Source organism: Vibrio splendidus 12E03, assembly GCF_000272105.2.
In the GTDB taxonomy this organism is placed as follows: domain Bacteria; phylum Pseudomonadota; class Gammaproteobacteria; order Enterobacterales; family Vibrionaceae; genus Vibrio; species Vibrio splendidus_I.
Genome location: NZ_AJZD02000120.1, coordinates 1 through 19,732 on the forward strand (window position 1 = coordinate 1; position 19,732 = coordinate 19,732).

The 19,732-nt window shown below is 43.0% G+C and carries 18 protein-coding genes and 2 pseudogenes; 9 read left to right on the forward strand and 11 right to left on the reverse strand.

The genetic code is table 11. The annotated features are described in order from the left end of the window. The 4 genes from A142_RS09560 to A142_RS09575 form a co-directional block, all read left to right on the forward strand. Window positions 1–373: lactoylglutathione lyase (locus A142_RS09560; RefSeq protein WP_019826738.1), on the forward strand; the 373-nt coding region annotated here is incomplete at its 5' end. Window positions 374–706: 333 nt separating this feature from the next. Continuing rightward, complete coding sequence (locus A142_RS09565) at window positions 707–1,132, forward strand: septal ring lytic transglycosylase RlpA family protein (protein ID WP_158008802.1); 426 nt, start codon at window positions 707–709, stop codon at window positions 1,130–1,132. Between the two features lie 271 nt (window positions 1,133–1,403). Continuing rightward, window positions 1,404–2,843 carry a hypothetical protein gene (locus A142_RS09570; protein ID WP_019826742.1) on the forward strand — a complete coding sequence of 480 codons (1,440 nt, stop codon included), beginning with the start codon at window positions 1,404–1,406 and terminating at the stop codon, window positions 2,841–2,843. Between the two features lie 379 nt (window positions 2,844–3,222). Further along, complete coding sequence (locus tag A142_RS09575; RefSeq protein WP_019826744.1) at window positions 3,223–4,236, forward strand: manganese-dependent inorganic pyrophosphatase; 1,014 nt, start codon at window positions 3,223–3,225, stop codon at window positions 4,234–4,236. Between the two features lie 175 nt (window positions 4,237–4,411). On the opposite strand, the gene A142_RS09580 is transcribed toward A142_RS09575, so the two are convergent. Further along, window positions 4,412–5,257, reverse strand: a complete 846-nt coding sequence (locus tag A142_RS09580) for an alpha/beta fold hydrolase (protein WP_019826746.1) — start codon at window positions 5,255–5,257, stop codon at window positions 4,412–4,414. A gap of 68 nt (window positions 5,258–5,325) precedes the next feature. Here A142_RS09580 and A142_RS09585 point away from each other — a divergent pair, with 68 nt between their 5' ends. After that, complete coding sequence (locus tag A142_RS09585; RefSeq protein ID WP_019826748.1) at window positions 5,326–6,261, forward strand: LysR family transcriptional regulator; 936 nt, start codon at window positions 5,326–5,328, stop codon at window positions 6,259–6,261. A gap of 342 nt (window positions 6,262–6,603) precedes the next feature. Here the strand turns inward: A142_RS09585 and A142_RS09590 are convergent, their stop codons facing one another. From A142_RS09590 to A142_RS09610, 5 genes and pseudogenes are all read right to left on the reverse strand, one after another. Then, window positions 6,604–7,623: a helix-turn-helix domain-containing protein gene (locus A142_RS09590; protein WP_020628695.1), complete on the reverse strand. Its 1,020-nt coding sequence runs from the start codon at window positions 7,621–7,623 to the stop codon at window positions 6,604–6,606. A gap of 104 nt (window positions 7,624–7,727) precedes the next feature. Continuing rightward, window positions 7,728–8,726 (reverse strand): annotated as a pseudogene (locus tag A142_RS09595) (DUF2860 family protein). A gap of 59 nt (window positions 8,727–8,785) precedes the next feature. After that, complete coding sequence (locus A142_RS09600; protein WP_019826753.1) at window positions 8,786–10,348, reverse strand: amidase; 1,563 nt, start codon at window positions 10,346–10,348, stop codon at window positions 8,786–8,788. A gap of 267 nt (window positions 10,349–10,615) precedes the next feature. Then, a pseudogene (locus A142_RS09605) lies at window positions 10,616–10,969 on the reverse strand (pentapeptide repeat-containing protein). Window positions 10,970–11,111: 142 nt separating this feature from the next. Further along, window positions 11,112–12,374, reverse strand: a complete 1,263-nt coding sequence (locus A142_RS09610; RefSeq protein ID WP_019826757.1) for a metal-dependent hydrolase family protein — start codon at window positions 12,372–12,374, stop codon at window positions 11,112–11,114. Between the two features lie 271 nt (window positions 12,375–12,645). Here A142_RS09610 and A142_RS09615 point away from each other — a divergent pair, with 271 nt between their 5' ends. After that, the gene (locus tag A142_RS09615; RefSeq protein WP_017065270.1) at window positions 12,646–13,134 is read left to right on the forward strand and encodes a hypothetical protein; all 489 of its coding nucleotides are present in this window, start codon (window positions 12,646–12,648) and stop codon (window positions 13,132–13,134) included. Window positions 13,135–13,233: 99 nt separating this feature from the next. On the opposite strand, the gene A142_RS09620 is transcribed toward A142_RS09615, so the two are convergent. After that, entirely contained in the window at window positions 13,234–14,982 is a 1,749-nt protein-coding gene (locus tag A142_RS09620; RefSeq protein WP_019826759.1) for an amidohydrolase, read from the reverse strand. A gap of 125 nt (window positions 14,983–15,107) precedes the next feature. Then, entirely contained in the window at window positions 15,108–15,284 is a 177-nt protein-coding gene (locus tag A142_RS25140; RefSeq protein WP_019826761.1) for a hypothetical protein, read from the reverse strand. A gap of 154 nt (window positions 15,285–15,438) precedes the next feature. Between A142_RS25140 and A142_RS09625 the strand changes: the two genes are divergently transcribed. Further along, entirely contained in the window at window positions 15,439–16,299 is an 861-nt protein-coding gene (locus tag A142_RS09625; RefSeq protein WP_019826763.1) for a helix-turn-helix transcriptional regulator, read from the forward strand. 150 nt (window positions 16,300–16,449) lie between these two features. Continuing rightward, a complete protein-coding gene (locus A142_RS09630; RefSeq protein ID WP_019826765.1) occupies window positions 16,450–16,968 on the forward strand; it encodes a lipocalin family protein in 519 nt (172 codons plus the stop codon). A 93-nt stretch (window positions 16,969–17,061) separates the two neighbouring features. On the opposite strand, the gene A142_RS09635 is transcribed toward A142_RS09630, so the two are convergent. Together A142_RS09635 and A142_RS09640 are read right to left on the reverse strand one after the other, a co-directional pair. Further along, complete coding sequence (locus A142_RS09635) at window positions 17,062–17,436, reverse strand: hypothetical protein (RefSeq protein ID WP_019826768.1); 375 nt, start codon at window positions 17,434–17,436, stop codon at window positions 17,062–17,064. A 73-nt stretch (window positions 17,437–17,509) separates the two neighbouring features. Further along, window positions 17,510–17,815, reverse strand: coding sequence for a monooxygenase (locus A142_RS09640; protein ID WP_019826770.1), 306 nt, complete (start codon window positions 17,813–17,815; stop codon window positions 17,510–17,512). A 148-nt stretch (window positions 17,816–17,963) separates the two neighbouring features. Between A142_RS09640 and A142_RS09645 the strand changes: the two genes are divergently transcribed. Next, window positions 17,964–18,875, forward strand: coding sequence for a LysR family transcriptional regulator (locus A142_RS09645; RefSeq protein ID WP_019826772.1), 912 nt, complete (start codon window positions 17,964–17,966; stop codon window positions 18,873–18,875). An 18-nt stretch (window positions 18,876–18,893) separates the two neighbouring features. On the opposite strand, the gene A142_RS09650 is transcribed toward A142_RS09645, so the two are convergent. Continuing rightward, on the reverse strand, window positions 18,894–19,508 hold the full coding sequence (locus A142_RS09650; protein ID WP_019826774.1) for a TetR/AcrR family transcriptional regulator: 615 nt from the start codon (window positions 19,506–19,508) through the stop codon (window positions 18,894–18,896). Between the last annotated feature and the right edge of the window lie 224 nt (window positions 19,509–19,732).

Below are 19,732 nucleotides of genomic sequence, written 5' to 3' on the forward strand. Positions count from 1 at the left end.
ATCAGCAATTGGCCGTATGTGTATCGCTGTTTTTGGCGAAGGCTTCAAAGGCTTCAACATTGCACACCTAGTTACATCTGATGGTATCGGTGTTGAACTGTTCGAAATGAAAGAGCGCCAAGAGCGTCACGAAGTTGATTTCTCTCGTCTAGGTATCTTCCACTTCTGTCTGCAGCTTCCAAAAGAACAGTTTCATTCAGCGATTAAGCGTGTTGAAGAGTTTGGCGGTAAGGTTCGTATGGACATCATGCGTTACCACCCAGAAGACGAGCTGAAGCAAGCACAAATGGTTTACCTAGAAGACCCGTTTGGCAACCTATTCGAATTCTACTCGCATACATACGAAGACACGTACGCGACTGATTACGAGTAATCGCTTTACTACCTTCCATAAGGTAGAAGAACCGAAACACCCCCTAAAGAGGATTGGTAGAGATACCAATCCTTTTTTATTTGTGTGCTTTTTAAGTGCTCCATTATGTGGTGGTGGTTAATAAATCAACAGCTTAAGGCATTGTTAAATTTGACGTTTTGAAGATAAAACCTTTCATGAATATGACTGAAGCGAGTGTGCTTCATGAAAATATTGCGGAATCACATCGGTGATAGCCCTCGCTGAGAACTCACAATACTCAGCTTAATACTGCTGAACCGCACTACAATGAAAATAGATAAACATTACATGAAGAAGATCTACTCAAATAGCATGAAAAAACTAAATCTTATCTTTGCCGCTTTTCTTATTACTTTGCTTGCCGGATGCTCGTCACATGCGGCCGTCGATACTTCAAAAACAAAGGGCTATGCCAATTCACATGCGCTTGTGGGAGTGGCTTCTTGGTATGGCGATAAATTCCACGGAAAACTGACAGCAAGTGGTGAAACGTATAATAAAAACGCCTATACAGCCGCTCATAAAACCTTGCCATTTGGGACTATCGTGAGGGTGACCAATACAGCTAATAACAAGTCAGTCGATGTGAAAATTAACGATCGAGGTCCTTACGTTAAAGGCCGAGTTATCGATCTTTCGCACAAAGCATTTGCAAAAATCGGCAACGTTAAGCAAGGCACAGTTCCTGTCAGGATCGAGATTGTTGATGACAGTAATACTTTTAGGTACAAGCACTAATTGCCGCTAAGTCTGCAGTGGTTTGTGAAACTCAAGGATTGGTAGAGATACTGATCCTTTTTTGTTTTGGGACCATTCTTAACTTTGTTTCAAGTAGTAAGAAATAGATTATTAATAACAGATAATTGCATTAGATAAAGTTACATTCATTTTTATCGTGATGTGATCAATACATCATATGGTTATATTGAAAGTCTATATATTGCTTCACGAGTAAGTGTCAGCCTACTTTGAAAACAATAACAATATTAACCGTTAGGTATCGATCGAAATGAAAATGAAAAAGCTTATGCTTTGTGGGCTTGCCGTTGGCTTAGTTGGTTGCGGTGGGAGTAGTGGTAGCAGTAGTGACAACAGTGGAGGAGATTCCAATATTTCCTCTGTTTCAGGAAAGGTTATTGATGGTTATATTATTGGGGCTACGGTTTATCTCGACCTGAATTTCAATAATGAGTTGGATGCCAATGAACCTAATGTTGTCACTAAAGAACAGGGCGATTTTAGTTTAGACATACCATCAACTTATCGTGAATGCGCGCAATACGTTCCAATTGTGGTAGATGTTCCGGAAGGTGCTATCGATACTGATTTTCCTAGTACTCCAATTGAAGACGCTTACACGATGGTGATACCTCCTCAATATGCGTTGAGTACAGATGAAGAGCTATACAACTTAACACCATTAACCTCTGTGGTTTGGAATGAAGTAGAAAAAGAGCTACGCGAAAGCACTTCTCAGGAGCTTTCTTGTGAGTCTTTGCTAGAAGAACAAGAGCTGAGAGACGACATAGCCGAACGTCTAACTGAGCAAGAACTTCACGTTGCTCGTCGTTACAACATCACAGTAGATGAATTGTATGGTGATTATATTGAGTCTGGTAATGATGAAGTACATCAAATCGCTCAAGATATTGTTCCCGGATTACAAAAGTCATATGCAGATACACGTGAACTAATCAATCAATACCCAGAAGCAGACTTTGCTTGGGTCGAATACTTCATGGGCAAATGGGATAGTTCTAATAACAACTATAAGGATGTCTGGTATCGCTACCAATTCGTGCAAATGTCTAATGGTAACCTAGAGTCAGAAACTCATGAGATGTCAGGTGATCTTAATAATAAAGTTCAGCTACATGATAAAAATACTATGGAAACAACGGTTCGAGACGGTGTAAATATTGAGAAAACGGTCTCGATGGAAATTGCGGGTAATATCTATGGTTGTTCTGTAAGTGAGTGGCTTGAAACGATCTCTCAGGATTCGTCAGGTGTTCGTAACACTGTCTATGGTCAAGCTGGAGACTGGAGTGATTGTAGCAGCCTTATTTTAAGTAATACTTTCACTGTTCAGGCTTTAGTCACTAAAGATTATGATGGTTCTGACCTTATTAGTTATTCAGAGCATAGTTATGACGATGGTAACGATAGTGGGTTCAGTCACTTGATTGGTGTGACCGACACCATTACAGCATCTGACTTAACTCCAGTTCGTAATGTGATTGATACCGACTTCTATAGTGAGGAAGGGCACGGTGCAGATTTCTGGTCTCGTGTAATGAATGAGTTTGGTGAAAATCCAACTCAAGTAATGACAAGCCATAATAGTGATGGGGGCTGGGAACGTCTCACAAATTATAAAGATGGCACCCATAAAACGGAATGTGGTACATCTGAAACTGATTTGTCAGAGGCTAACTGTTCAAGTTAAAGCTATTTAGCATTCGGTTTTCCGTTTGAAGTGCAACAGCATAACATTCATATATATTCTATAAAGGCTGCTTTCGCAGCCTTTTTTCTTCCTTCTTCTAATCAAATTCCAATAAGATTATCTAATTTTTAGCATTTGGTATGCGTGTTTTTACTTATTTTAAATCAGTAGCTTAGATTTGATATCACTGAGTTTCATTAAGATTTATTATGAAATAATGAAAAGGTGACCTAATCCAAAGTGAGTTGTAAGTTGATTGGCAAGGGAAATTACATTTCGTTACTTACTGAAGTAAATCTGAAATATTACCGACACGGTTATGAAATTTTTCAAGGCTAGCGTATGGGGTTCTAAAACGAATCCAAATAAGGAAATACCCGTGAAGCTAACACCTGTCGTTGCCGCCGTAATCATGTCTTTCAGTTCAGCAAGTTTTGCTTTCAGCCTGCAACAATCTGCCAATGAAAACAGTGAAGATCTCGTATGGACGGGGCACCTTAGCCCAGACAGCGACACGGTAATGTCTGCGATGCTCGCGGCTCATATCTATGGTGGTACGGCGACAGTACCTGAGCCAATCAATCCTGAATCAACGTTTATCTTGAACTACTGTAATGCGGAATCTCCACGTGTAGAGAAAGATTACTCTTCATACCGAGTAGGGCTGGTGGATTTCAACCAAGTGACTCAACTCGCGCCAACTATTGACCAAGCATCTATTGTGGCTGTGGTCGATCATCATGCGATTGGTGGCTCACCGATTAACACCCCACAGATTGTCGAGATGGATATTCGAGGTTGGGGTTCAGCTGCCACTATTTTGGCTGATAACGCAAAAAAGCTCGATGTGATCTTACCTAAACACCTCGCTTGTGTCGGCTTGGGTGCGATTCTTTCTGACACTGTGGTATTCCAATCTGCAACCACGACTGAACACGATCGTGTATACGCAGAAAAGTTGGCGAAGGTTGCAGGCATTTCAGATATCGAAGACTTCGGTCAACAGATGTTGATTGCTAAATCCGATCTTAGCCACCTTTCATCTGAAACCATTCTGACGCTGGATTACAAAAACTTTAAATACGGTGGCAAACAGGTGGGTATCGGTGTTGCTGAAACGCTAACCGCTCAACAATTGATTGACCGTAAAGACGATCTTCTAGCAGCAATGAAGACTTACAAAAAAGAGAACGGGCTAGACCATCTGTTCTTCTCAATCACAGACACCAAGAACAAAGAAGCGAATCTACTGTGGGTGGATGAAAGCGACTATCAAGTCATTAAATCGGCTTTCAACGCTGAACCAACCAGCGACATGTTGACTTTGGAAGGAGTCACTTCTCGTAAGCGTCAGATTGGCCCTGCAATACAAAAGGCGATTGAGAGCTTGTAGAGATTGAGATCCGTTACTTTATAAACAAGTAGTGAAGGGATTGGTAGAGATACCAATCCCTTTTGTTTTGGGTGTGTTGAATTGGATTTGGACAAAAGCTTGTTAGAGTCTGAACTACTCCAACTTCTGCTCCTTATTATTTGAACTGTCAACTGCACATAACTATGAATTTTATCTAACGCTTAAATATACTCAGGATCGTATCAACAAATTTTTCTGGTTCTTCTAGCATTGGCGTATGTGATACATCTTCTAACTTAATTAGTTGTAATGATTTAAATGCGCCTTCAATACTTTCCCACACCTCAATCGGAGCAATGCTAAAATCTAGTTCCCCATTAATGACAGTGGTATCCAAGCTTGATGAAAACTGCGTAAGTTCGATATCTCTGAATATTTCTCCCCAAAGCGTATCTAGTAGCGGTGTATTCATTTCAACATCATCCCACAAAGATAACTCATCAAATGATGCATCTTTCCATCTCATTGGGCCTAATCTACGACAGATATGCGCAAACTTACGTTCTGGCTGTTTGGCAATATCACTTTCTAGTCTGGCCATACTTATATCTAGCAACTTTTTTCGCTGTTCAGAAGCGTTTTCAGACCAATGAGCAAACTGCTTTTCTTGCATATCACCTGACAGACTTGGTGCAGCACCAACTACAATCAACTTTTCGATATTTATTTGCGTATTACTTGCAAAGTGCATTGCCATATATGCATGGCCTGAATGTCCTAATACGCTAGTTTTAGTTAGATTAAGGCTGTCACATATTACTTGGATATCACGAGTAATAGTATCTAAGCTGACTGATTCAACAGGATTTGAAGCATCACATTTGGAAAACCCGCGATGATCCACATACACACAAGTAAAGTAATCATGCAAAGATTCAGGAATTACTTTCTTGTAGTAGTTCACACTACCAATAATTAACAAGTGTGGGCCTGTACCATACCGCTCGACTTGTAATTGATAGTTGTCACGATACACAATTAATAGGTTTCTATCGTTCATTTATATGCTCTCTATGGTTGCTATGTAACAATTCTAAGACATGGTTTAGGTCGATTAAATGAGATAATATGGGTTTCTATGACTCAATTTTTGGGATAATCATGTTAGATAGAATTGATAACGTTTGGTTACAGTCATTTTTTTCTGTTTATGAAAAACATAGCTTTGCTAAAGCCTCAGAACACTTAACAATTCCAAGTTCTAACGTCAGTCGACATATCCAACAACTAGAGTCGGTATTGGGTGAAAAGCTATTCTATCGAACAACTCGAAAAGTGACCCCTACACTAATGGGTGAGCGTCTTTTCCAAGAAATTAGAGAACCTTTATACAACCTCAATCAGTCACTACAGCGACTAAGTGAGGCACCGGCCTCCCTTAAAGGAAGTGTTCGGCTGAGCTCTCCAGACATACCTATTATCGGGGAGGTTTTAGCAGATTTTTTAACCACTTATACAGACATCACATTGTACTGTGAGCACAGTACCGCGATTGAAAATGCTATCTCAAACCAACCCGATATTATTATTAGTTTTGAGCGAGGAGATCTCGATGATCGGGATTGGGTGTCGAAGCCACTTTGCCAATGGGAGACTACTATCTTAGCTTCTAAAGAGTGTATTAACCGCTATGGCCTACCAAAAAGCCTAACTGAACTGGAGTCAATGCCTTGTATATCAAGCTATAAATCCTTTGGAGGAGATCCTTGGGTTTTCACTATTCCAGAGTCAAATGAATTTAGAACACTATCCCCAAAATCAAGAATAAAAGTAGATGGTGGATTTACGGCAAAAGCTTTTGCACAACGTGGACTTGGGTTTGTCGCTCTGCCCACTAGCTTCTGCTCAGATGAAATAAAACAGGATGAGTTACAACAGGTTTCTGTAGATTATAATTTATCCCCACTGACAATATTCATTCATTATCGTGCAATAAATTTTCACTCGCATCTATCAAAGTTACTTGTAGATTTTATCGCCACTAAAATGTCTTCTAGCTCATAATGGGGCAAATCCGTGTTAGCCCAAACCTTAAATCCCCTCCTAACCTCCCCTTAATCCGCATCTTCGATCCATTATGACTCGTGGAAAGGGGAGGAATTGAATACTGATGGTGACGGCATACAACAAAGTGTAGGTATTCAAATTAAAGTAACGCCTAACATAAGCGAAAAGAAAAAGGGACGGGTAGAAATACCAGTCCCTTTTCTCATTTGAATAAGTCGAAAGTGGGTTAGCTCGATGCGCTTTAATGATGCTGCCGACGATTCAGGCTTAGGTTGATTGGCTTCTATATCAAGGGCCATTTGATGCTTAATTATATAGTATTGGTTGGGAGAGCTGCTGTTACGATCTTAGTTCGGTAGGAGAGTGCCCAGTCCAGTTTTTGAATGCTCGACTGAATGCGCTCGAGTCGGAGAAGCCAAGCTCATGAGCCACATAGGTAATATTGCCGTCGTTTTGATTCAGTAGCGTCATGCTCAGTTCAAGACGGTATTTATCGAATAAACGACGAAAACTCACACCTTGTTGTTTAAGTTTACGATTCAGGGTTCTAGGGCTGATGTGAAGATTATTCGCCACGCTATCTAGGTTGGTGTCTTTCACCGCGAGCACCTTGAACGTTTCATTCACTTTGTAGATCAGGTTAGTTTTTAACGTTTTTTCCATCTGTTGATCGGCGATTCGCACTAACTCTACATGAAAGTCGGCTTGGAATTGGCGAGGTTTTGCTTGGACAAGATCGTTAGGAAACAGCATGTATCGGGCGGGGAAACCCTCCTTCATTTCTACATTGAATACGCGCTCGTATATGCTCAAAAACTCATCACCGATGGTGTTCTTGTGGATGTGAATAGCAACTTTCTGTTTTGGTGTATTTAGGTACTTTCGAACGAGCTTGAGGATGATACTGAAATAGAGCCCTAAGCTGATGTATGTCATCAGGGTAGTTTCGTCGATGTACTCTGGGGTTACTGTCCAAAGTTCTATGTCACCACACTCTGTTTCGCGACTGAATATTTTCAGTAGTGGATGTATGTGAGTTGAGTATCGACTCAGAAGCTGGCAAAAGCTGGCAAGGTTTGGTGCAGTGAGCATAGCCATTACCGGAGCGCCCATTTCAAGCTCATCGAAGTGGCGAGCGGATTCATCAAACAGGTCGATCAGTTCATGATCAAAGCGTTGGTAGATATTGGTGATGGCGGTTTGAAGCTGATAAGCCGAGATCGATTCGGCGGAGCAAAGTTGTTTATAGACCTCTGCTCCCGACCAGATATCGCTGCTGTCTCCAATTCTAGCCTGAATAGCAGAATCTAAAGTTTTAAACCAAAATATGGGCAATTGAGTACTAAAACTTTCCACCATAACTCCCTGTTATTTCTGGCGATTGAAGAGTCTTCTTCTCGGTAATATGTCCAAATTAAAGGATTTGTTTACGGGTTACAAGCAATGAAAACCTCTGTTCAGCCTTAGAATTTGTAATCAACACCTAAGGAAACCACGTATTGCGATGATTGGTAATACTCAATGTTTGAATTCGTGGTCTTGGCGCCGAATAGTGACACCAAAGACCAGTTTTTAGCATTAAAGATATTGGTATATTCATAGGCGATGAAGGCGCCAAAATCTTTGTCTTCACGTGTCTTATTAAAGATTGGATTCTCTTTATCATAGCTGCGTTTTGCTGCATTGAATGTTAAAGCAAGACCATGATTTCCTTATCTTTTCGCTAGGTTGATTTCCGCGCCAAGGCTCAAGAACGACAGTGCATCACCCTCAGAATCTGAAGAGAAAACATTCATTGAAGGTGTGAGAATGCCAGAACCATCTTTTAAGAAGTACTGGTAACCAGATTTTAGGTAAAAGTACTTTCGCTCTCGAATCATCAGTGCGCGTTCTTCTTCGGTTAAACCAAGCCCCTTTAGACCGGTGTTTTCTTTTTTAACGTCTGACTCACCAGAAGCGACATCGAGATTAAAATTCGAGCCCATTATTCTTGAAAGTTGCATTCGAACGACAGTACCAGTGACATCGGTCTCTTCTCTTTTCGAGTCTACAGCATAAGGGTCATCCCATACTTCGCCAGATATTAGAGTCGGCAAGATAGAAAAGTCGACTACCATGCCATTTTCCACTTGCTGTCTATATCCAATTTCAAATGCCAGCGTACCTGTAATGATGTCTTCTCTTGAGGTACCTAAGAAAAACTGTTTGTGATTCAAAGCGCCAAAGGTGTATCGCACTGAACCCAAAACAGCGACCATTCCCTCGGCTTCCGTATTACCCGACGACGTTAAATCAGCTTGAGATTGATGGTTGCTTTGACCAACATCGAGGTTGCTTGAGTTTGCGGTGAAGCCTGTTAGGAAGGTCATGTTGCCACTGAAGCCTTCGCTTGGTGCTAGAGCTGCGAATGAGTGTGGCGCAAGCGTCAGGCTTGCCAGGAATAGGAAAATAATATGTTTCATCAATAGACTCGTACTTAAATAATTTTCTAAATTGAACTGTTTTGAAAGTGAATTACTTTTTAAAGCGCAATCGGGGCTTTTCTGTGTGCCCAAGGCTTGGCGTGTTCAAGTTGATAGGCCAATTCAAATAACAGGCGGTCGTTGCCTCTTGCTGCGGAAAAGTGGCTACCAACAGGAAGGTTCTGCTTGTTCCAATACAAGGGAACCGACATCGCCGGATTGCCTGCCACGTTTTCGATTGGTGTGTAGGACATCAATCGAAAACGTGCCCATATCTCTTTGCCGGAGTGCACTTTCTGGTCGAAATATGCGATGTCAAAAGGAACATGGTTTGCACAAGGGGTGAGCCATATATCGATGTTTTTAAAGAACTCTCGGTTATGACTGGTTGCGAAGTTTCGGCATCGTTCTTGAGAGTCGATATACAAGCTAGGAGTGGCTTTTAAGCGAGCTTGCATCGTGCGAGCTAAATAGATGACGTTATCGCTGACTTTGTCTGGCATCGATTCTAGCGGCATACCTAAGTGGTCGAATTGCTCAGCAAAGCTTGCCATCTTGTTGCCAAATACGCCCATATAGTTACGCATGAACACATCGCCATCTTGGATTGGTTGTTCAACTTCGATAACGATATGCCCAAGGCTTTCGAGCAAAGAGACCGTAGAACGAATGGCTGCAAGCGTATCTTCATCAGGAAGCCTACCTTGGATATCTTTAAGGGTGACGCCAATCTTTATCTGACGGTTAAGAGAAGCATTAACCATTCCTATTGGGGTTCGAGGAAAAGGCGTCTCAAAATCATTCTTTGTATGTTGCTCTGTGACTGAAACTGCCAAAGCAGCGTCACGAACGGTTCTCGACATAAACGATTGATGAGTAAAACCTTCGTTTGTTGAACCGTCAGTTAGCCCTGAGATCAAAGATTCTCGACTTGGTTTAAAGCCAAAAATACCAGTCGCTGAAGCGGGCATACGAGAAGAGCCGCCGCCATCAGTAGAATGCACTAAGGGTACATAGCCAGCTGCAATCGCCGCTGCGCCACCGCCAGTCGATGAGTGAACACCTCGGCTTAGATCCCATGGGTTGCGTGTAGCGCCGTAAAGGGAGTTCTGTGTGCAGCCTAGTGTCATCATCTCGGGGATGTTCGTCATGCCAATGGTGTTCAGCCCCGCATTTTGAGTCGCTCGAATAAACCAAGAGGTCGCGTTGGGTTTTCTGCCTTGGTTTAGCTTCGAACCCAAGGTGCATTCAAGCCCAACAACATCAACGCAGTCTTTTACCAAGAAAGGCACACCGGCAAAGGGTGAGTTCGGGTTAAATGAGTTTGCACGCTCTAGCGCTAAGTCAAAGCACTCAGAAACAACTGCATTAACCTGATCATTGGTCTGGCGAATTTTATAGATGGCTTCTTGCACGAATTCTTTTGGCGAGGCTTTTTTGTCTCTTATTAGATTCGCCATCTCGGTCGCATCCAGTGGCGAGTCAACGGTTTGGTGATCTGAAGGCAAATTGGTTGGCGAAGTTGCATTCGCTAAGGTGGGCAGAGAGATAGCCGCAGCTGAAACGGCGCCTTTTCCCATAACTTTGAAAAAATCTCTGCGCTTTAATTCATTGATAGTCATAGTTTCTATCCCAAGTTAGAAAGTCACTATCCTTGTTTCGAAATCTAGCTTGCTAGATCTATCTTCACTCCGTGTGCTGATTTATGGAATTAGAATAAAGATCGGAGTGTTTGCTTGCAGTGCAAATACCGCCAACATTCATACCATTCACGCCAACTCGTTTGTCGGGTTATGTATAGGCCATGCTTATTCGATTTGTTTGGGGATATGTTGCTTGGGTATGCGCTGCCCTTATATCAGCGCATTGCAGATAGTAACTGTTTGAGCCTAATTGGCAGAGAGACACTGTCGGGTAGGATCTCGCAACTCAATAATGGTATTGCCTGTGTCGATTCGTTTGAAAGCAGAGTCACTGACTTGGGCATTGCTGAAATCGGTGCGAAATAAATCGGCGCGCAGTAAATCGACGTTGAGCATTTGGGCGTGACTCATGTTGGCGTAGGTGATGTCAGCATCATTCATGTTCGCACCCGATAAATCGGCGCCACTAAAATCGGTACGTATCAGGTTGGCGCAACGAAGGTCAACATCTTGAAGCGCTAGATTACTTAGATCGGTATTACCTTATTGTGCTCGTTCGCCGCCTTTGTTTTTTAGCCAGAGTTTATATTGTTCAAAAATAGAATTGAGTTGTTGTTAGAGTTTGTTGGTCGAAAGCGAAATCAGCTTTAGGCGATCAAAAAAAATCAAACAACCAAGTTAGTCATCTCGGTTATTTGCTTTAGGTTTTTTTTGTGGGGTAGAGGAAGATCGCTTTTCGAGGTTAAAGCGTGTTTTTGTACACTTTGCCGTCTTTCATGATCAGTTTTTGTGTCTCTGTGTTTGCGACACAAGCAACACTTTCCAGTGGGTTACCATCGATGATCAATAGATCGGCATACGCACCTTCAACAATCTGACCTAATTGGCCTTCTTGGTAAGGGTGTTGGTAAGTCGACATTTCGAACAGGCGTCCACAGTTTGATGTCGCCATGCGAAGTGCGGTGATGGTATCGAATGTTTTCTCAATCGCACCAAGTTCATTCAATTGTGTAGCATGAACGTTGGTTTCACCCACGCAGTCAGTGCCAAAAGCAATGTTCTGAATATCGTATTTCTTAATCAGTTCCGCCGATTTGAACATGGCTTTACCTACGCGTTCTGTCTTGCGGTATGTCTCTTCGTTCGGCAGTGGGATCTTGCGTTCTGCAATCAATGAAGAAGTAAAGTAAGAAGGAATCACCCAAATGCCTTTCTCTTTGATGATCTCGGCAATGTCGTCATCCATAATTGTTGCGTGTTCGAAAGACATCACGCCCGCTTCGGCTGCTCGGCGCATCGCATCAGAGGTGTGGATGTGCGCGGCAACATAAGTGCCATAATCAGAAGCGGCATCAACCGCGGCTTTCATTTCTTCTGATGTGAATTGCAACGTGTCTAGTGGGTCGAATGTTGAAGATGCACCACCGCCAGCCATGATCTTGATTTGAGAAGCGCCCATAAACAGCTGTTCACGCACGGCTTTTAAAACTTCTGAACGACCATCAGCAATTTTCATGGCACCTAGCTTCATCATTGGTGAATCTTCGTGACCGTTTGCCAAACGTTCTTGTGCTTGGTTCTGACGGTAATCGGAGTGACCACAGGTTTGAGATATAGCGGCCATTGAAGGAAGAATTCGTGGGCCAGTTGCGTAACCGTTATCGATACTTTTCTTTAGGCCAAGCGTGTTACCCGCCACATCACGAATAGTCGTAAAACCGCGCATCAACATCTCTTCTGAAATCTTTGCTGAGCGAATCGCCACTTCTTCACGGGTCATTGTATCAATGACATTAAAAGAGGCAGAGAGCGTGATATGAACGTGCGCATCAATCAGGCCTGGCATGACTGTGCCGCCTTGAGCATCAATAATTTCATCGGCTAACGTTGAATCAATCTCGCCAATCTGAGTGATCAAGTTATCTTCGATGAGGATTGATACGTTCTCGATTAAGTTGTTATCAACACCGTTAAATACGTTCGCGTTAGTGATTAGCTTTTTCATAGTCTGCACCTTTTGGAAATGAGTGTGTGTCGCTGATGGAGTCATCATATGGGGCGCGGCATTTGAAGAATGGCCATTTGGTGACAGTGATGAATTGGGCGTGTTTTTGCTATTGCTATAAGAGAAAGAAGGGGGTTTCTGTCGAATTATTAATTTGAGGAATGAATATTGGCGATGTCATGAAATGGTAAGTTTCGCTTCGATTCGAACGCTAAGATGTATTTCAAATCAAGGCGACTTATCAAATTAGATTAGATTAGAGAGAGACAGAATGACTAAATCAGACAAAGTTTACGGATTCAACACACCACAACGTCTATTCGTAGGTTACACATTAGCAGTGCTGGTGGACTTGGTCGTACTTAACTTCTTCGATGAGTACTGGGACTTCGTCAACATTGAGTCTTTCACTATCTCTTTGATTGCGGCGTTGTTGTTGCAGTTGTTGTTGAAGCTCTCTATTGGTTTAGAGCACAAGATTGCTGAGCACTTCAAAAGCAAGCCGGGCACCGCGCCTAAGGTTTACCGAGCAATCACCACTTACATTATCTTGGTGGGCTCAAAGTTCGTGATGCTAGAAGCGATTAACCTTCTGTTCGGAGATAAGGTGAGTTTTACAGGCCCTTGGGGCGGTGTGGTAGCGTTCTTCGCGGTGGTATTTACGATTCTGGTTGCTGAAGTGATTGTATCGAAGATCTACTTTGCTCTGGATGACAAACAAGATTCAAATGTGAAAGCGCTTAAAGAGACCAACGCGTAACAGAATTAAAATACAGATGTGAATAACAAACGAGCCAGCTGAATAAGCTGGCTCGTTTTCGTTTGAGTTGCGATAACTAATTCGATGCGCCGGTTGGCTCTATTTTTCGTAAACCACATCTCCTCGTAACACCGTCATCAACACTTGAGTCTTAGCGATTTGTCTTGCTGAAACTGTGGTGATGTCGCGGTCGAGAATGGCGAAGTCAGCGGATTTTCCTACCTCAATAGAACCTGTTACGTCTTCAATTCCAAGACTTTTGGCGGCATTGAGCGTGTAAGCGTCGATCGCGGTATAGATATCGGTTAGGCCGGTTTTGCCCATGATTAAGCTGTTCGCGATGCCGACCAATGGGTTGATGTCGTGTACGTTCCAGTCACTGCTTAGGGTGATATTGGCGTCGGTCTTGAGTATTGCATCGAGGTTCATCATGGCTTTAGCACGGCGAGCACCTTGGAAAACTTCAGCCCATTGGTGTTGATGCCTTGCAACGTAATCAGAGCCAACTTGGAAATCTGCAGTTACATCTAATTGGCGAAAGCGTGGCACATCTTCATCATTGACTAATTCGACATGGGTTAGGGTGTAGGGTTTGGTTGAACCTTGTTTGCGAATGCTTTCTATCGCATCAAGCGATTCACGAACCGCTCCATCACCAATGGCATGAATGTGGGCACTAAAGCCGATCTTTTCGAGTGCAGTTAGCCACTCTTTCATTTGTTCTGGCGGAATATAGTTCAAGCCATTGGGAGACTGGGGCAGATAAGTATCTAAGTAGGGTGCGAGCGTTTTGGCGGTGCCATTGATGAAGATGCCATCACTGTACATTTTCACCTGATCGACAAGTAACAGACGGCTTTTATCGTCGGAATACATCTTCTCAAAGACTTCTAATTGAGAAGGTATTGCCATCGATGGGTACATCCAAGGGCGCAGCGATACACGCGCCGTTAAGTCTTGATTTTGCTCGGCCTCTAGCCAAACGTCATACCAACCTCGTTTCCAATACATTCGGCCGTCACCTATGGTGGTAATGCCGTGGGCTGCCGCTTCCTCAAGTCCGAACATTAACCCTTGGTAGCTTTGCTCAAACAGTTCGCTTTGGCTGTTCCAAGCCATCTCCATCAGTTGATCGCCAGCATTGTCTAATAAGATGCCATTGAGCTTGCCACTGTCTTGGTCTTTTAAATAAACACCGCCTTGTGGGTCTAGAGATTGCTGGCTGATTCGAGCGATTTTTAGTGCTTTTGAGTTGACCCACATCGAGTGTGAAGTCTGCTCCATGATCACCACTGGGCGATCCTGGAAGATACTGTCGATGATCTCTAGCGGCGTATAGTCAGAATCGCTATCGAGAGTCGCTTCCAAAGAAAAACCATAACCCATTAGCCAACCTCTGCCATCGGTATCAGCATTGATCTTACACGCTTCTAAGTAGGGAATTTGCTCTTCTAACGTCGCTTCAGAGTCGAGTTCACAATTGCCACCCAGCTCTGAGGCGACTTCAAACACATGGTTATGGTTATCAATAAATCCCGGCAAGACAAAGGCATTGTTTAGATCAATGACATCAGTGCTTTGCCCTTGAAAAGTTTGCGCCTGTGATTGGTTACCGATGAAGATGATCTTGCCGTTATGGGTAGCGATCGAGTCTGACTCGCGATGCCCATATATATCTGCATTGGTAAAAATTTGGTCAGCACTTTGGCTTTTAACAGCTGTTTGCGCTTGAACTGTTGTCTGTGTCTGAACAATAGTGTTGGCTTGTGCAAGCACCGGCGTTACGGCGGTTAAGCCTGCGAGTAATGCTATCCATGCAGTGCGTGGCAGAGTGAGCTTGTTATTCATTATTATGTCTTCCATGTTCCACTGTTTAGTAAGTATAGAAAGCGAGTGGCAAGTGTGAAACTCTACATGAATGACAAATAAAAACCGCGATTAATCAATGAATTGTGGTTTGAATAAGCCTTACATTACGACTCTTGTCTTAAGCTATTACGCAGATCTTTCTTATATTCGTCATAAGAGTTATAGCCATAGAATTTCCAGGTGTGATCACCTTTAATATTGTGGCTGTAGGTGATCTCGCCGATCCACTGCTGACGTGTGGCAAGAATCATATCGCGAATTTTTAATAATAAAGTGTCCATAGTTGCTCTCCTGATTAAGTTCACTTGCAGTATATTTATCGGAGACGAAGAGAAGAGTACCGTCAGCGCAATGTTCAATACTTTTCAGTCAATGTGCTGATTTGGGTGGTTTGTTACGTATACTTTCAATATTAAAAGGTCATTGAGTATCGTAATGAAAGGTTACTTGGAAAAAGTGCCACAACGAGTTGGCATGTCTTGGCGCTATAAGAAAATTGTCGAGAACAGTAAAAACTATGGTTGGCACCGGCACGAAGAGTATGAGATAGCGATTCATCGTCACTTTATTGGCCATGGTTTTATTGGGCATCACCAAAGCGATGTGTTCCATAATCATATGATTTTGGTTGGGCCGGACTTGCCCCACGCTATTTATTCGGACGACAGCACGGATGACCAACGAGTATGTGAAACACATGTGATTTGGTTTCGTAAAGACTGGATAGAGCCGTTGATAGCCAGTTGTCGAGAGCTTGAACCGTTGCGTGCACTGCTGGAAGGTTCAAAGAAAGGATTGCAGTTCTCTCCTAGTTCGGCAGAGAAGGCGACTGAACTGTTAGACAGGGTGATGGAGAAAACGCCACACCAACAGTTACTCACCTTATTCTCGTTGTTTTCGGTATTACTTGATGACCAAGAAGTGGTGCAGTTGATCAACCCGATCTTTAAGGACAATGAAGGTGATGAGATCAGCGATAAGCTAGATAAGGTCGAAGCCTTCTTAATGAATCACTTTATTCAAGATATCTCGATTAACGATTTAGCCAGTCACTTATACATCAGTGAGAGCAGTGTTAGGCGTTTATTTCAAAAGCACTATAAAGAGAGCTTCAGTCAACGACTTAAAAAGATCAGGTTGAACGTCGCGTGCGACTTACTGATTAATACCTCATTGCTGGTCAGTTTGATCTTGGAGAAAGTGGGATACGACAACCAAGCCAACTTCAATCGTCAGTTTAAATCCTATAAACAGGTGACACCGACTCAATATCGAATAGCAATGAAACGTCATTGATTCATTCGCAGACTAAACGATTCACATAAGATTCTGAATAAATTACAGTTAAGTGAACTATAAAAATGGATTTAACGTATTACCAAGGATGTGAGTTTTTGTTTTCACGAGACTTACTCGCATTACTAATAAAAACAAGTCGAGGTTAGGATGAAAAAAATATTATTGCTGCTTAGCGTGATCTTATTGGGTGGTTGTGTCGGCATGCCCGAAAGGGTTAAGCCTGTTCAACAGTTTGAGTTAGATCGATACCTAGGGAAATGGTATGAAGTGGCTCGTTTGGATCACTCGTTTGAGCGTGGCTTAGATAACATCAGCGCTGAGTACAGCCTGCGTGATGATGGCGGCGTAAAGGTGATTAACCGTGGATACTCTGCCGAAGAGGGTGAGTGGAACGAAGCGGAAGGTAAAGCGTACTTCGTTGAAGGCTCTGAACAAGGCTATCTGAAAGTGTCTTTCTTTGGCCCTTTCTACGGAGCTTATGTGGTGTTTGAATTGGACAAAGAGGGCTACCAATACGCGTTTGTTTCAGGTCCAGATACTGATTACTTATGGCTGCTTTCAAGAACACCCGAAGTTGCGCCAGAGGTGATGGAGAAGTTCAAAAGCATGTCTAAAGAGCGTGGCTTCAATACTGATGAATTGATTTACGTTGAGCACAGCAAATAAGTTGAACGCGCTAGGTTAACGACAGTTGATTGAGAAAAAGGAACAGATGATGAGTGCATCTGTTCCTTTTTTATTGGTTTGGTTTTGTATGAACTAGCCTTGTCGATGAACCTGCAACACGCTGAGCACCGATAGTGAAAGGAAGAACGCAGGATCACTCCAGCCAAAGCCAACAAATATTCCTGTAAACGCCGCATACAATGTGATGATAGCGCCGAGCATATTGGTGACAACCAAGCCTTGGATGAGCTTTTTAGCGGATACGCCAGGTTCAATGTCTCTAAGCAGCCAGCTTATTGCAGCGATACCACCCAAAAAGATACTGGTGTGTTGAGAGAGAAAGTACGCGTATTTATCATTGATCTCTACGCCGTACATTGGCCACATAACGGTGGGTAGGAAAAACAGCGCGAAGGCAAACCCTGCGTAAATGATGCCGTGTAAGCTCAAGAATGTTTTGTTGTTCATTGTGTCGATCTCTTTTTCAACTTGGTGATATCGCTAATCTGTCTCTTTGCTCAATACTTGAGTGAGCGATGCGTTAAGCGTTGATTGGGCCTTTATTAATGGTAGTTAATGGCTGATTGACGTCAAAAATCACCCCACGCACTTCCGCTACGCCCATCTCTTTTAAGCGAGCAGCATGCATCGCCAGATAGGTTTCAGCACTCAGCTGATCTTCAAATAAGTAGACGCCGCCCCCCAGTTTTTCTGCTTCGTTCTCTGTCCAGATTTTCCAGATCATGCCCGGTTCGTTGTTAATAGATTTTGCTAGGTCAACGAGTGCGTTTGACATCTCTTCACCGAAAGGGCCTGAAAATTCAAAATCAACTTGTAGTAGTTTCATGGTGTTTCTCCGTTTAACAAATTCTGTTTAGCAAATAGGTATTTAAGACAAACAAGCCATTCTCGTTTGTTGTTGAAACTCATATTACCTGTAAAAAACAGACAGAAAAGTTCATAATATTGCCATTAACCGTCAGGATTTTAGACCGATGAGATTAAAGACCACCCTAGACCAATGGCAAACGCTTTACGAAATTGACCGTGCAGGCAGCATTCAAGCGGCGGCAGTGCAATTGAATAAGAGCCATACCACGCTGATTTATGCTTTGAGAAAATTGGAGGATCAATTGGGTGTGTCTTTGGTGCAAGTTGAAGGTCGCAGGGCGGTGCTATCGGAAGATGGCAAATCACTGTTGCGCCGTGCAAGCAGCATGTTGGAGCAGGCGAGAGAGTTGGAACTCATTAGTGAACAGCTTGCGAAAGGCGTCGAATCTGAAATCGTGGTCGCTGTGGATCATCTGTGTTGTCTTGAACGTCTATACAAACCGATGGCGCAATTTATGGCTGAGAACAGCACAACATCAATTCAAGTGATGGAAACGTCGTTGTCTAAGACGACTGAAATGGTCACTCAAGAGCTCGCTGATGTTGCCATCATCAATCTGCCTGTCACCAATCATTCTGCTGAGGCTTTTGGTTTTACTATGATGGAGCCTGTTGTTGCGAGTTCACATCTGTTAGCAAGTGCTGCTTCTGTGTCGTTGAATCAATTGTCGTCTTTGCCACAAATTGTGGTGAGGGATTTAGGTGCACGATCCAGTCAAGGAACTAAAAACCAAGGGAGTAAACAGGATGTGGGTTGGTTGAAGTCGAGTCAGCGCATTACGGTGGATAATTTCGACCATGCGTTTGTCGCGGTAGAGCAGGGCGTGGGTTATTGCCGATTACCAAAGCACATTGTGGAAAGCCGAGGCGGAAATAAACTGACGGTGCTCAATGTTGAAAATGGCAGTGGTTATCACGTTCCGCTGCATCTGACTCTGCCGAAAGGGGCGAAGACTGGCCCAGCCGCAAAACGTTTCTATGAACTGCTGCTTGAGTCAGTTTCTATGGTTGGCTAACGGATAAATATTTTAAAATTAACGAGGCTGATTGCCGTTTAAGAACAGCGCGACACACTCTTTGGTGTAGAGAAGCCTCTCTTGCTCAGACTCACCGCTTTCGTGTCCGAAGAATCCCCAATACGCCGACTTACCATGGAACATCAGCAGGAGCTGTCTTGCTGCAATGATCGGCGAGCTTGACGTTGATAAGATCAAATCACCCGAGTCAACTTTGCTTTGTAGATAATCGGCGAGCAAAAGGGTGGTTTTTTGTGGCCCAGTTTCTAAATAGATAGAGGCGATCTCTGGGTGCGTGTTGGATTGGCTCACCGCATTTTGAAAGGTCTGTCTGGATTGCTCATCAAGTAACAAATCTTGAAACTTCACACCAAATTTCACCAACTCGTCTTCCAAAGTGGCATTCATATCAAATGCTGAAGGGCTGAGTTCGCGCTCCGCACACTTGGTCTGCATGCAGGTTTCGAAAAGTTCGTCTTTATTTTTAAAGTGGGAGTAGACCGTTTGCTTAGAAACGTTCGCTGCTTTCGCTATCTGATCCATATTGATCTTGAAGCCATGATCAGAGAAAAGTTGGCTTGCTGCGGTTAAGATCTGCGATCTCTTCTGTTCACTCTTGATGATTTTAGTCACGTGCTGTTTCTCGTTGCTTGGTGTTGCTCAGTTCAATGCATTTCGTTCTGCGCTAAGCATTATGCTTTTTGTGATGGTTTTATCAATCATTAACGATGAAACTTATTTTTAACATAATCAAACTAGACAGTCTAGTTTGGTTTGGTTAGTCTAAAAAAAGAATAGGATTGAGTACCGCATAGGAACAGTGAGTATGTATAAATTGATGAAGGGAAGTGCGGTGG